The organism is Alkalicoccus saliphilus, assembly GCF_003044065.1.
GTDB classification, from domain to species: domain Bacteria; phylum Bacillota; class Bacilli; order Bacillales; family Salisediminibacteriaceae; genus Alkalicoccus; species Alkalicoccus saliphilus.
The window spans coordinates 22,069-34,177 of the sequence record NZ_PZJJ01000007.1; the positions used below are offsets into that span (position 1 = coordinate 22,069).

The 12,109-nt window shown below is 46.1% G+C and carries 13 protein-coding genes; 6 read left to right on the forward strand and 7 right to left on the reverse strand.

Translation table 11 applies throughout. The features are described 5' to 3' along the window. Positions 1–64: 64 nt before the first annotated feature. On the forward strand, positions 65–799 hold the full coding sequence (locus tag C6Y45_RS06020) for a sulfite exporter TauE/SafE family protein (RefSeq protein WP_107584269.1): 735 nt from the start codon (positions 65–67) through the stop codon (positions 797–799). Between the two features lie 165 nt (positions 800–964). Here the strand turns inward: C6Y45_RS06020 and C6Y45_RS06025 are convergent, their stop codons facing one another. The 3 genes from C6Y45_RS06025 to C6Y45_RS06035 form a co-directional block, all read right to left on the reverse strand. Continuing rightward, positions 965–1,414 (reverse strand): GDYXXLXY domain-containing protein, encoded by a 450-nt coding sequence (locus tag C6Y45_RS06025; protein ID WP_107584271.1) that lies wholly within the window; start codon positions 1,412–1,414, stop codon positions 965–967. Beyond that, positions 1,411–2,592: a DUF2157 domain-containing protein gene (locus tag C6Y45_RS06030; RefSeq protein ID WP_107584273.1), complete on the reverse strand. Its 1,182-nt coding sequence runs from the start codon at positions 2,590–2,592 to the stop codon at positions 1,411–1,413. The genes C6Y45_RS06025 and C6Y45_RS06030 overlap by 4 nt, the downstream gene beginning before the upstream one ends. Positions 2,593–2,817: 225 nt before the next feature. Further along, positions 2,818–3,618: a carbon-nitrogen family hydrolase gene (locus C6Y45_RS06035; RefSeq protein ID WP_107584274.1), complete on the reverse strand. Its 801-nt coding sequence runs from the start codon at positions 3,616–3,618 to the stop codon at positions 2,818–2,820. A 121-nt stretch (positions 3,619–3,739) separates the two neighbouring features. On the opposite strand from C6Y45_RS06035, the gene C6Y45_RS06040 reads away from it, so the two are divergent. Together C6Y45_RS06040 and C6Y45_RS17390 are read left to right on the forward strand one after the other, a co-directional pair. After that, positions 3,740–5,188 (forward strand): DASH family cryptochrome, encoded by a 1,449-nt coding sequence (locus C6Y45_RS06040; RefSeq protein WP_107584276.1) that lies wholly within the window; start codon positions 3,740–3,742, stop codon positions 5,186–5,188. A 67-nt stretch (positions 5,189–5,255) separates the two neighbouring features. Then, positions 5,256–5,636, forward strand: a complete 381-nt coding sequence (locus C6Y45_RS17390; protein ID WP_160058165.1) for a hypothetical protein — start codon at positions 5,256–5,258, stop codon at positions 5,634–5,636. Positions 5,637–5,690: 54 nt separating this feature from the next. On the opposite strand, the gene C6Y45_RS06050 is transcribed toward C6Y45_RS17390, so the two are convergent. Continuing rightward, positions 5,691–6,104, reverse strand: a complete 414-nt coding sequence (locus C6Y45_RS06050; protein WP_107584280.1) for a potassium channel family protein — start codon at positions 6,102–6,104, stop codon at positions 5,691–5,693. 675 nt (positions 6,105–6,779) lie between these two features. Between C6Y45_RS06050 and C6Y45_RS06055 the strand changes: the two genes are divergently transcribed. Further along, positions 6,780–7,562, forward strand: coding sequence for a formate/nitrite transporter family protein (locus C6Y45_RS06055; RefSeq protein ID WP_107584282.1), 783 nt, complete (start codon positions 6,780–6,782; stop codon positions 7,560–7,562). Between the two features lie 601 nt (positions 7,563–8,163). Here the strand turns inward: C6Y45_RS06055 and C6Y45_RS06065 are convergent. After that, complete coding sequence (locus C6Y45_RS06065; protein ID WP_107584286.1) at positions 8,164–8,496, reverse strand: metal-sulfur cluster assembly factor; 333 nt, start codon at positions 8,494–8,496, stop codon at positions 8,164–8,166. A 210-nt stretch (positions 8,497–8,706) separates the two neighbouring features. On the opposite strand from C6Y45_RS06065, the gene C6Y45_RS06070 reads away from it, so the two are divergent. Both C6Y45_RS06070 and C6Y45_RS06075 read left to right on the forward strand, forming a co-directional pair. Further along, positions 8,707–9,183 (forward strand): MgtC/SapB family protein, encoded by a 477-nt coding sequence (locus C6Y45_RS06070; RefSeq protein ID WP_107584288.1) that lies wholly within the window; start codon positions 8,707–8,709, stop codon positions 9,181–9,183. 341 nt (positions 9,184–9,524) lie between these two features. Beyond that, the gene (locus C6Y45_RS06075) at positions 9,525–9,851 is read left to right on the forward strand and encodes an NfeD family membrane protein (RefSeq protein ID WP_107584290.1); all 327 of its coding nucleotides are present in this window, start codon (positions 9,525–9,527) and stop codon (positions 9,849–9,851) included. A gap of 195 nt (positions 9,852–10,046) precedes the next feature. On the opposite strand, the gene C6Y45_RS06080 is transcribed toward C6Y45_RS06075, so the two are convergent. After that, positions 10,047–10,994 carry a D-alanyl-D-alanine carboxypeptidase family protein gene (locus C6Y45_RS06080; protein ID WP_107584292.1) on the reverse strand — a complete coding sequence of 316 codons (948 nt, stop codon included), beginning with the start codon at positions 10,992–10,994 and terminating at the stop codon, positions 10,047–10,049. Between the two features lie 235 nt (positions 10,995–11,229). Then, entirely contained in the window at positions 11,230–11,907 is a 678-nt protein-coding gene (locus C6Y45_RS06085; protein ID WP_107584294.1) for a hypothetical protein, read from the reverse strand. Between the last annotated feature and the right edge of the window lie 202 nt (positions 11,908–12,109).

A 12,109-nucleotide genomic window follows, 5' to 3' on the forward strand; every position in this document is an offset into this window, starting at 1 on the left:
ATTATCTTTCGATTGGCGTACAATAAGCGGAGATGAGTAAATTACAGAAAGCCGGGTCGTATTTATGATTGAACTGTTGATAGTATTTCTCGTACTGCTGGCGGGCAGTTTTATTCAGGGAGTGAGCGGATTTGGCTTCGGCCTGATTGCGATGAGCTTCCTTCCGCTCATGTTTACCGTAATAGAAAGTACACTGCTCGTGATGTCGCTTTCACTGTTTGTCGCAGCAAGCATCGCTTTTCAGATTTGGAAGCACGTGCGGTGGAAATCGCTCGTGGTACTGTTGAGTGCTGCTTTTTTCGGGCGGATTGGCGCGTTTTATGTTCTTTCTACATATGGAGAACTGGATATTATGAGGGATTTTCTCGGGGTATTCCTTCTTCTGATTGTCGTTTACCTTTTTTATGGAGCGAAAAGAATGCAGAAAATCAACTCTACGGCCATTTGGATTCCCATTCTTGCTGGGCTGCTCGGCGGGTTTGTCGGGGGAGTGTTTGCTATCGGGGGACCGTTTTTCGTCTTTTTCCTGATGCTTGCCTTCGCTGACGACAAGTACGCCTACAGTGCAAATCTGCAGATTACATTTTTCTTCACGAATCTCATGACGGTCACGCTTCACGGGGTGAATGGGGACTACAATGTGGACTTTCTACTTTACTTTTTAGTTGGAATTGTGACGGTTCTTATCGGAACAAAGCTCGGAGTTTCGTGTCTGCGCCGTATTTCCCAGGAAAACATGAGGCGTCTGGCCGGAGCTGTTGTGGCTCTTGCTGCAATCAACCTTATTTTCCTGCAGTAGAATTTATAACAAAAGCGTATGTCCTATAAGGGAGAGAGCACGGCTTCGCGCGGACTAAACCCTGTCAGATAAATCCCGGTCTGACAGGGTTTTTAAAACCTTGGTCCGGCTCCACTCGTGCTGTTCAGGCTGTCTCTATGACCCTTTTAAGACAGCCTCTTTATGCTATTCGGAAGACCTTTCTTCCAGATTGACGGGGCGTACAGCTCCCCAGGGGGCAACGTCCACAGTTACTTCGAGATCGCCGGCTTCTTCCAGTACCGGCCCTTCTCCCTGCTCCACATAATACTGCTCGAGCTGCGGAGCAGTGACGAACTGCTGGTACGTATGCCCTTCAATGGACCCGAAGAAAGGCTGATCGTCGATTCTGTCTATGACAGCATATCCATCAGCACCCTCCTCCAGCGTGAAGTACACCGTCTGGTTATCCAGGCCGGCAGGGGGGTCGAGATCCGGATACTGCAGCATAACGTATTCACCTAAGAAGGGATCGAACGGATCATACGGCTCTGCGCGGAGCGTGAATTCTTCCCCCCACCAGCTGACAGCGTAAAAGCTGAGGACGACGAGTGCAGTGAAAAGTGTCTGAATGAGAGGTAATATCCAGTTTTTCATGATGCTGCCTCCTCCTTCCGGTGGTTAAGCCACCAGGCTGTGCCGGAAAAAGCAAAGAGAAGGAGTGCGCCGATAAGGAAGAACAAGGCCATATCCAGCCTTCCCCATGCAAAAATGACGTAAATGACAAGCTGAACGAGAATAAAATAAGTAAAGCCGGGAGCAAGCGGCAGGCTTCGGCGATGCGAAACGAATAAATAGGCAAGCGCTGTAATTTCTGCTGTTACTGCGAGAGCGATGGCTGTTTCGTCAAACATCATAAAACCGAGACCTCCGAGAACGGCAGTCCAGGCTGCTGCAGGGAATTTCCAGAAAGCCAGGATAAGAACGAGGGCACCGGCAGCAGCTAAAGCAGATGCCTCGGACCAGTTAAGATCGACGAGCGTCAAGCCAGCTTCACCACGTACGGCGAGATAAATAACGAGCAGCAGAGCACCGGTGCCGGTGTAAAGCGGAAGAAGCTTCTGTGCTTTCTCATCGGGAATGAGGAACAGCAGCAGAAAGAGAACAAATAGTGTCCAGACAGGCCAGAAAGGGCTCGCATATTCCGCTGCGCTCCAGAGCTTTAAACCGGATCCGAATAGAAGAAACCAGCTGAAAAACGTCGTTTCATCTTTTCGGGAAGTAAGAAACCAGGCGAGCACGACTGCGGTAAAAAAGCTCCATTCCACCCAGCTGACGACCGGAATAGAAGCGGTCAATGTAAAGATACCAAAAATGAACGCTGTAACAGTATAGGCAGCGTGCCGCCAGACAGCATAGTGGGCAAGCGCTGCGAGAAACAATGCCCATGGAAGAAGAGAACCGCTTGTAGAAAAATGGAAGGCCTGGGCTGTCACGATAATGGAAGCCCCAAACATCGCGAGGCCGATCAGGCGGAAAATGACAGGGCGGGCAAAATGTTTCTTTTCAGAAAAATATCCGAGTACATAAAAGGCCCACATCAGGAAAAGGACGAGTCCTGTTTTAAGAAGCGCCGGCATAACCTGCCAGTTGGCAGCGATAAAGCTGAAGACAGCCAGAGTGAAAAATATGAGGCCTATTATCGTGAGCAGTGGCAGCCGGTGTTTTTTCCTGACGGGATAACGATCCTTTTCGTAAGAAAGTATACGGGTGACAGTACTGCGATCGAGAAGCTTCTCTTTTTCCCATTCCTGCAGTTTATCTTCCAATTTCACAGCAGAACACCTCCCCGCGTATTACTTACAGTATAATCCGGAAACAGGAAAATAACTACAAATATTTCCTGTCCTGAGAGGGGAGACGGCCGGGATTAAAAGAAAGGTGGATTCCTCCCAGGGAGTACGGAAAAACGACAGCCGGTCAGCAATAATTCCGTCTGGTTACTTCATCAATAAGCTGAAAAACCTGCCGGTCGATTGACGGACAGGTTTTCGATGATTTTATTCATAACGATAAAGTTCTGTACGACGGTCCTGGAAGACAGGGATATTTTCACGGATCTCGTGCACGTCGTCTGTTTCAATTTCAGCATAAAGAATCATCTCTTTTTCACCGGCATCCGCAATGATTTCTCCGAGTGGACTGATGACAAGGGAGCTGCCGCCGAAGGTGTTATTTGGGTCGGAACCGATGCGGTTGCAGGCTACTACAAAGCACTGGTTTTCAATTGCTCTTGCAATAAGGAGAGCACGCCATTGGTCAATCCTTGGTTTTGGCCATTCTGCGACAACGTATAGTATTGACGGTGTGTGCTTCGGATGAAGCATGTGCGTGCGAACCCACTCTGGAAAACGAATGTCATAGCAGATAAAGCCGGCCGCGTAGCCGTGCTCCAGTTTAAACAACCCGCCTTCATTACCTTCACTCAAATGCTTTTCTTCCTCCATCAGACGAAAAAGATGGGCCTTGCTGTACTCTTTGACGAAAGCGCCGTGGCGGTTGAAAACGAGCATCGTGTTGAATAACCCATTCTCTGTCTGTTTTGGGACAGACCCTGCTATCAGGTTGACCCGGTGTCTGCGTGCGAGCTCCGACAGAAATTTCACAGCCTGATCCGCTTCTGTATCGGGATGGTCTTTCATATATTGAAAATCATATCCGGTCGGCCACAGCTCCGGAAGTACTACGACGTCTGCTTTCGCTTCGACGGCGTCATTTATATTTTGTTCGACTTTTTTGTAATTCGTTTCCGGATGCCCAAAGGCTACGTCCATCTGAACTACTGCTGTTTTTAAACGCATGAACGACTCCTCCTTTTTTATCCAGTATACAGGAAAGAGCGGGATGAAGAACAGTGTGTTTCTTAACGGTAGAACAAGGGAATAGGACAATTATCATAAATACTGCTAAGGGGGGAAAGCTATGGAGTTTGTGTGGATACGGCATGATACGAGAGTGCATGATCATCTGCCTCTCGTTGAAGCACTGGCTTCTGAACAGCCGGTAATGGCAGGGTTCGTTTTCGACCGGAGAAATGAGGAAAAGACGGAGGCTGGCTTTCAGCGAATGGATGCAAAAAGACTTCGCTTTTTAATTGAAAATCTGCTGGAGCTTCACCAGCAGCTTGGACTTCTCGGTGTACCGCTCGTCGTGAGCAGCGGGGACCCCGTGCAGGAACTTCGGCAGTGGATGAAAGAATATCCTGTAACAAACATCCGCGCCTACCGGCTGCCTGGAATCGAAGAAGCGGAAGACGAAGCCGGACTTGAAGAAGCAGCCCGCGAAGCAGAGGCCGGGACGTCATGGTATTACGGAGATACGCTGATTCACCCGGAAGACCTGCCCTTTTCACTGGAAGACCTCCCCGGGAGTTTTCACGAATTTGAAGAAAAACTGCTGGAAGAAAAGGTTGAACCCCGTCATGAAGTGGAAATGCCGAGAGAGCAGACTCCTCTATACTTAGAAGAACACGCGGCGACCGGCGAGGAATTGATGCGGCTTTTCCGGGACAGTCAGGCCGAAACGCTCGTGAATGGCGGGGAAAAGGAGGCGCTCCGCCGTCTGGACGACTATTTTTTCAAAAGCAGGCATGTACTGCACTATCGTCAGCGCAGAAACGAAATGCTTGAATTTGATGCGGCTTCCAAACTGTCTCCGTGGATAGCCGGAGGAGCTCTTTCTCCAAGGTATGTTGCTGTGAGGCTGGAAGAAGTGAGAAAAGAGGAAGATGCAGAAAGCAGTGTGCAGCGACTTTATACTTCTCTTCTGAAACGGGACTATTTCCACTTTCTCCTTTATAAAGAAAAAGAAAAGTGCTTTGCAGAAGGCGGCCTCCGGAAAATTCCTATTGAATGGAAAAAAGACAGGGAGGTGTTTGAAGCCTGGTGCAGCGGCAATACCGGGTACCCTCTCGTTGATGCGGGAATGAGACAGTTGAAAGCGTGCGGACACACAGCAGACTGTGCCCGGCGGATTGCTGCAGCTTTTCTGACGAACGTCCTTGGAGTGGATTGGCGCTGGGGAGCCGCATGGTTTGAAGCTCACTTAATTGATCACGATGTTTCGGTTAACTATGGAAGCTGGATGGAGCTTGCCGGGATCGGTACGGGGGACCGGGGGTTTCAGGAAGTCGGAGCAGTGGAAGACGGCCGTACATACGATCCGGATGGAACATTCGTGAAGAAGTGGGTTCCGGAACTTGAATTTGTGCCGCTGGAACATCTTTTTTCTCCATACTTAATGAGTGAAAAAGACCGGAAAGAAGCGGCGCTTGATCTGGGACATGACTACCCTTACCCGATTGTTTCGCTGGAGGCGGCCACACAGGAACGGCGCGAAATTTACAGCCGCTCTGTGAGAAGCAGCTCGTAAAAAAACACCGGTATTCCAGTAAAAGAGAATACCGGTGCTCAGGCTGTTTATAAAGTGTTTTTTATACATGACTATGCATTTTCCTGCTTTCGCCTCCGCAGGACGCTTTCCGGGCGGGCCGGCTTCAGCTAATTTCTTCCTCCCAATGCTCGGAAGAAATGGATCTTCTGCTCGTCCTATCTCGCCTCGGAGCCTGCTGCAGCTCCAGCAGGAAAATAAAAGAAGGTTTCTCTTTTTAAGAAATGTGTTGATTCCGCCCTTTCTTCCATTCAGGAGAGGCTTTTTCCTCCGGAACGTCCGGCGGGAAAACCGGTGGGATTGGAGCGAAGTCAGAAGATCCTTTACACGGCCGCAGGGTAAACAGCTGACGGCGAGCCCCACGGCAAGGGCTGAGCGCAGGAGAAAGCTATACATTCAGAAGAATAATTATTCTGAAATCAAGACTTAATCAACACTCTGAGCACCGGTATTCTAATAAAAAGAGAATACCGGTGCTTTTTGTTTATTCTTCTTTTTCCTGCATTTTTTGTCCAATAGCTGTGAGAAAAAAAGCACTTGGGATAAGAAGTCCGAGGGCCGCCTGTATGAGTGAAAAGAAACGGGCCGATCCGACAGGAACAAGGTCACCGTAACCGACAGATAAAATAGTGACACCGCTGAAATATAATGCTTCAAGAAATGTCGGATCTACCGCAGCGTCCGTCGGGTCGTTTACGCGGAGGATCGTCTCCTGCATGGAAAGAAAGTAATACAGCAGGGCAAAGCCGAGCGTCAATCCAGTAAGTGTAAAAAACATCTGCAGCAGAAGGCCTGTATGTATACTGCTTTCACGGAAGCGTTTTTTACGAAAAAAGTAAATAAGGTTCAGCAGAATAAAAATAATAGCTGCCCCTGTAAGAATAACGTTCACTTTCATCCCTCCTCATAAAAACCTGTTTCCCTTACACAATCCGGTTGTAACACAATAAGGAAAAGATTTTCATATAAATGAAAGACTTTCATAGGTTATTAATAAAAAGCGTATGTCAAATACGCTGTGTAACGAAGGAGGGATCCCGAGAGGATGAGCGCCGATTGAGGATCTATTTTGGTGGACGGTTTTCCCGCCAAAATTAGTCGGGAACAAGCCCTCGGGTAAGCCCCGCTGAGAGCGCAGCAGCGTTGTGTCCATTTCTTAAACGAGCTGTTTTTAAAGGCAGCCATAAAGAAAATAATCTATAAAAGAATTTGAAAAGGATTGTGTTAATCGATTCAAGCGGATGTATTTATAATGGAAAACGAAATTAGGAAATACTAACAATGGATCAGCTGTCTATTAAGGGCGACCACTTTTGAAAGAGACCGCCATTAAAAAATGCAGATTGTTCGTTTACCGGAAAAGGCAGTTATGAAATTTGTCTGCTGAAAAAAAGGGGATTATCCTGGTCGGAAGAAAAGAAAAGAAAAGAAAAGAAAAGAAAAGAAAAGAAATGCAAACGTATGCATTATTAGAATTAAAAATTGGTTCCGTTTACATCGAAATACGTTGTTTTCTTTTCTGAAACAGAGGCGTATAGTGAAAAAAGCAGCTATACGAAAAGGGGAAAAATGAATGGAAACAAATTCACTGGAGCAGGTTGAAAAACTGGCTCTAAAAAAAGAAAAAATATTTAATACGGGGAAAATACGCTATATTATCCGGGCAATGATGGCCAGTATGTTTATTGGATTCGGTGTGATCGTAGCTTTCCGGACAGGAAGCTTTTTTTATTTGGAACAGTCTCCCTGGACGTACCCGATGGCAGGCATTACGTTCAGTGTCGCTATCATTTTAATTGCCTACGGAGGAGCGGATTTGTTTACCGGAGATACGTTTTACCATACCTATGCGGCCATCCGGAAAAAAATGAAATGGCTCGTAGTAGGAAAGCTGTGGATTTATACGTATATCGGAAACATTCTTGGTGCACTGACGTTCGCCTTTTTAATATACACGACGGGGCTCTTTAACGATCCGGAAGTGAACGCCTTTCTTTTGACGGTTTCCGAACAGAAAATGACCGATCCGGTAATGGAGCTTTTCTTTCGGGCAATTCTTTGTAACTGGCTGATCTGTCTTGCTTTTTTTGTGCCTTTATCGATGAAAGAAGACATTGCTAAAATGGCAGCTATGGTTTTCTTTGTATTCTGTTTCTTTATTTCGGGCTATGAACACAGTATCGCCAATATGTGTACCTTTGCGATCGCACTTGTACTGGATAATCCGGACGCTGTGTCCATTCAGGGAATGGTACGGAATCTGATCCCGGTTACTCTCGGAAACATCGTCGGAGGAGTTATTTTTATGGCAGTCATTTACCATTACATCAACCGTCCGTTTCTTGGTGACAAATAAAAGCAGTGTTTGTAATGAATAACAGAAACTATATAGTTATATAATCGAATAATTACCTCAGCAGGAAGAGTCAATCAGCAAGATGAGAAGGGCTTTTTTATGTAAAGACCGGCGGTTGATAAAGTGTTTTTTATACAGGCGTAGACATCTGCCTGCTTCCGCCTCCACAGGACGCTTTCCGGGCGGGCCGGCTTCAGCTAATTTCTTCCTCACAACGCTCGGAAGAAATGGATCTTCTGCTCGTCCTATTTCGCCTCGGGAGTCGCCTGCTGCAGCTCCAGCAGGAAAATAAAAAGAAGGTTTCTTTTCTAAAAAACGTGTGAATTCTGCCCTTTCTTCCATTCAGGAGAGGCTTTTTTCCTCCGGAACGTCCGGCGGGGACGCCGGTGGGATAAAGCGAAGTCGGAAGATCCTACACGACCGCAGGGCAAACAGCTGACGGCGAGCCCCACGGCAAGCTTCCGCCGGAGAGTGCAGGAGAAAGCTGTACGCTCAAAAGCATAATTATTCTGAAATCAAGACGTAATCAACAGTCTGAAAAACCGGCAGTGCCAGGGAGGCACTGCCGGTTTTTGATTCGTACGAAAGAAGCTGTGGATGTTTAATTGTCAGCTACTCCGAGAGCCAGCTTGGCATAACGGGACATCATAGACTTATCCCACGGAGGGGTAAAGACGATGTCGACTTCCACTTCTCCAATTTCCTGAATTTCCTGAAGTTCGCTGAGCGCTTTTTTAATGTCACCTACAATGGTGCCGGCGAGTGGACAGCCCATTGACGTCAACGTCATGATGACCGTTACATTATCTTTTTCATCCAGCTGAATTTCATATATGAGGCCGAGGTTTACAATGTCGACCCCAAGTTCCGGGTCGGTTACATTTTCCAGTTCCGCCATCACCCGGTCTTTTAATTCCTGTTTTTCATCACTCATGCTCGCCACCTCCTTTCCTCTCATGATACTAAAAACAGGGAGGAAATGAAAAGAGGAGCGCTCAATTATGTATAGAAAAGAAGTTTGAGTAATTTAAAAAAGAACTGAATGAAATAATGAGAAAAAGGGAAAAATAGTTTAACATTGAATTGCCTGGATACAGTAAACTGTAGGCAGATCGTTACTCGATGTATAAGGAGGGATGTAAAAATGCTTGAATGGCATTATTTAGGGGAGTATGTGACTCCTTATCTGGAAATGCTTCTGCAAATTATAGCGAGTTCCGTGATTGGCTTTATTATTGGCTTGGACCGTTATTCGAAAAGTAAACCAGCAGGGATTAAAACATATATGTATGTGTGTGCCTCGACATGTCTTATTACACTTATTTCAATTCACAGTGTTACTCATTTTGCCGAAAGCTCCGATAATATTATGATGGATCCAATGCGTCTCGCTGCCCAGATTGTCTCTGGACTTGGTTTCCTGGGAGCCGGGGTTATTCTGAAGGACGGGTTTAACGTAACCGGACTGACGTCAGCTGCAATGATTTTCTTTGTCGGCGGCGTGGGAATAGGTATTGCTGCAGGATTTTACGGGCTGGCGCTTACAGCGGTTATTGCTACCATTATTCTTGCACATACGGGGAATTTTATTGAAGAAAAACTCGATGGCAAAGTGAGATAATGAAAAGCCGCGTTCTGCCGGGAGGACTGCTTGAACTTTAAATATACCTGAGATGAGCTTCTTTTTCGTTTTCATACCGCATGAGCAAACTGCGATTTTCGATAGAACAATATAAGCCTGAAGTATAAAGGCCCGTCTGGGGATAAAGTCTCTCTCTATCTGCCGGAAGGTGAAAATGAACTGGATTAACAGAGAAGCTCACAGGGTAAATAAATACTAAAGCACTACTAAATAAAGGCTGGTTTTATCCTGCGGTTTTGAAAAAAGAACCGGAGCTTTCTCTTTTTTATTGAGGAGATAAGCAGAGGAGAGCCATCGACCACAGATAAGGAGGCATTATAATGGAATTATTCGGTCTTCCTATGTCAGTTGTTTATCTCGTACTGCTCTTTACCGGAGTCAGTCTGGCATTTTTGTACATTGTTATGGGAGAATGGATGGAAGGACTGCTTAACTTCGCAGGAGACGCGTTAAATGCCGTCAGCCTGATCGGCTACATCACTCTGCTCGGCGGCCTCGGATACGTTGGGGAGGTACTCGGAATTGCGCCGAGTGCGGTGATTTTAATTGCCAGTATTATTCTTGCGGCAGTTATTATGGCACTTATTAATTACAACGTAGTAATTCCTTTAAAAAGAAAGCGAAGAAAAGAAAGAAGAGGCTGGTAGTGAATCGGTGCCGAAGAATAGGAGGCTGCGATGAAACGTTACAGGAAAGGAAGCCGCAGCTCTATTAACGGCGCCCCAATAAGAACTGGATGAAAAAAGAGAGCAGGACAAATTCCGTCCTGCTCTCTTTTTTCAGTCTGTAATATAAATAAAGCTGCGTGCTTCTATTCTGCATCAGGACCGGGAATCTGATTTTTAAAGAGAAACCGGGCGGTGGGAGTAGTTCTGCTCCTGTTTTTTTGAAAGTACTTGAAGAACCATCCGGGTAGTATCCTGGTAGCGGTTCTGGCGTCCGCTTCTCAAAGCCGCTGTAACATATAAATCACCGTTTACTCTGGAAAAACTTAAAAGGTTGTAAAGGGACTGGCTCGTATATCCTGTTTTCCCACCGGATACATACCGGGAGGCATGAGGGGAGTCAGGCAGCAGCTGGTCATTTGTCGTCCGCCACGTTCTTTTCCGTTCTGCTCCGTCCGGATTTACGTAGGAAGCGGAATAAGTATGACTCCCCATAATTTCCTCACCTTTTTCATACTCCAGAGCAGCGAACATAAACAAGCTTAAATCGTAAGCAGTTGAATAATGACTGCTTTCGTGATAGCCGTGCGGGTTCATAAAATGAGTATTCTCTGCACCGAGATTCTGTGCTTCTTCATTCATCAGCTCGACAAAATCGGATACAGAGCCACTGATGTGGTGTGCAACTGCTACAGCGGCATCGTTGCCGGAAGGGAGCATCAGCCCGTGCAGGAGCGTTTCGAATGTCATTTTTTCCCCGGGCTTTAGATGTGCGAGAGAGCTGTCGTAGGGAACTTCCTGTATTTCTTCCGGAACAACCACCTCTTCATCAAGGTCCCCGTATTTAAGGGCAAGATATAAGGTCATGACTTTTGTGGTACTCGAAGGGTAAAACAAAGATTGGCCATTTTGATGGTAAAGTATATTATCCGGTTCGTTTTCTGCTATAAGAACTCCGGCGGATTTTGGATTGACCGGGAGATCGTATAAAGCTTCCTCCCCGTAGGAACTTTTTTTGGAGAAGCTGCTCAGTGCGTAATACTCGTTCGTCTTACCTTCTGCAGAAAAAGGAAAAACAAACAGCAGAAGCAGAAAAGACAGTAATGAAGCTTTCCATGGGTGCATAAAGAAAAATCCTTTCTAAGAGAGGGTGTAGTTATTCTTAAGGTGTTTTCAGGAAATTGTGCTTTATACGGACAGAAAGCCGTGTGTAATACTTTTCACTTCAGATGGTGCGGTTTATCTCGAATTCTTAAAGGGATAAAAACGTCCAGCTCAATGTTTATCTCTAACCGTTGCAGCAAAGACGAAAAGCGGTATTGCAGCCCGGTGGTGCTGGTCAGAAGCGGGGGCTTTTTATTTACTCTATTGTACAGGAAACGTTTTCAGAAAGGAAAAAAGATGCGTTATCCTGCTGCTGATCAAAGGAAAACAGAGACGTTTTCTTGTGGATAGCGTGCATCGAAGCAAGGTAGGACGTGTAGATAGCAAATAAGTCTCCGGCAGCTGTTCCGCTTTCCAGTTCTCTTTCATGAAACGTACGGAGAGCACTCAAGGTTTCTGCAGGAAAAAAAGAGTATAAAAGTGCTCTGTCGGTCAGAGAGGCAGGTTTGATATGGATATAGGAATCATAGCTGCTCCATTTCCATTCAGATGGACGGCTGCAGAGCCCTTCAAAGCATGGAGCAAGATGTATAAATTTACAGAGCTCAATAAAAAAATGTCTGGTCCACACCTTCTGTTCTATATAATGAATTTTCATTGCGTGACTTTCCGCCGGGTATTTATCCGTCAGGTATTGTCGGTAGGCGTTTTGCAAAAAACGGATAACAGCACCTGGAGGAGCAGCCGTTTCAATTAAAAGAAGTGTCCGGCGGGGCGTAAGGCTGTAAGCATGCAGATGGAAAGAAAAAATAGTTTTAGCCTCGCTGACAAGGGCAAGAAATTTAAAGCGGTTGGCTTCTTCCAGAAAACCGGCATCGGTGTCTGCCTGGACACATACAAAATTTCCGTTATACATATGAGAACTGCGGATCATGGAAATCTTCCTATTCTATTATAGTAGTCATGATAGGGCGGATCGATAAAATACTTTCTTTATAAAAAGGCTGCAGGAGTAATATGTATCTTTATATAATTGCTGTGAGAAAGCAGAGCCGGTGGAAAATTTCATTTCCGGATTCCGGACTCAAAAAAAGGAGAGCCTGTACTAATAAATCCAATTCTGCAGAGAGCACTTT

Excerpts from the sequence above, each read along its gene's own strand:
- C6Y45_RS06020 (WP_107584269.1), top strand. The coding sequence starts at position 65 with ATGATTGAACTGTTGATAGTATTTCTCGTACTGCTGGCGGGCAGTTTT.
- C6Y45_RS06025 (WP_107584271.1), bottom strand. The coding sequence starts at position 1,414 with ATGAAAAACTGGATATTACCTCTCATTCAGACACTTTTCACTGCACTC.
- C6Y45_RS06035 (WP_107584274.1), bottom strand. The coding sequence starts at position 3,618 with ATGCGTTTAAAAACAGCAGTAGTTCAGATGGACGTAGCCTTTGGGCAT.
- C6Y45_RS06040 (WP_107584276.1), top strand. The coding sequence starts at position 3,740 with ATGGAGTTTGTGTGGATACGGCATGATACGAGAGTGCATGATCATCTG.
- C6Y45_RS17390 (WP_160058165.1), top strand. The coding sequence starts at position 5,256 with ATGACTATGCATTTTCCTGCTTTCGCCTCCGCAGGACGCTTTCCGGGC.
- C6Y45_RS06050 (WP_107584280.1), bottom strand. The coding sequence starts at position 6,104 with ATGAAAGTGAACGTTATTCTTACAGGGGCAGCTATTATTTTTATTCTG.
- C6Y45_RS06055 (WP_107584282.1), top strand. The coding sequence starts at position 6,780 with ATGGAAACAAATTCACTGGAGCAGGTTGAAAAACTGGCTCTAAAAAAA.
- C6Y45_RS06065 (WP_107584286.1), bottom strand. The coding sequence starts at position 8,496 with ATGAGTGATGAAAAACAGGAATTAAAAGACCGGGTGATGGCGGAACTG.
- C6Y45_RS06070 (WP_107584288.1), top strand. The coding sequence starts at position 8,707 with ATGCTTGAATGGCATTATTTAGGGGAGTATGTGACTCCTTATCTGGAA.
- C6Y45_RS06075 (WP_107584290.1), top strand. The coding sequence starts at position 9,525 with ATGGAATTATTCGGTCTTCCTATGTCAGTTGTTTATCTCGTACTGCTC.
- C6Y45_RS06080 (WP_107584292.1), bottom strand. The coding sequence starts at position 10,994 with ATGCACCCATGGAAAGCTTCATTACTGTCTTTTCTGCTTCTGCTGTTT.
- C6Y45_RS06085 (WP_107584294.1), bottom strand. The coding sequence starts at position 11,907 with ATGATCCGCAGTTCTCATATGTATAACGGAAATTTTGTATGTGTCCAG.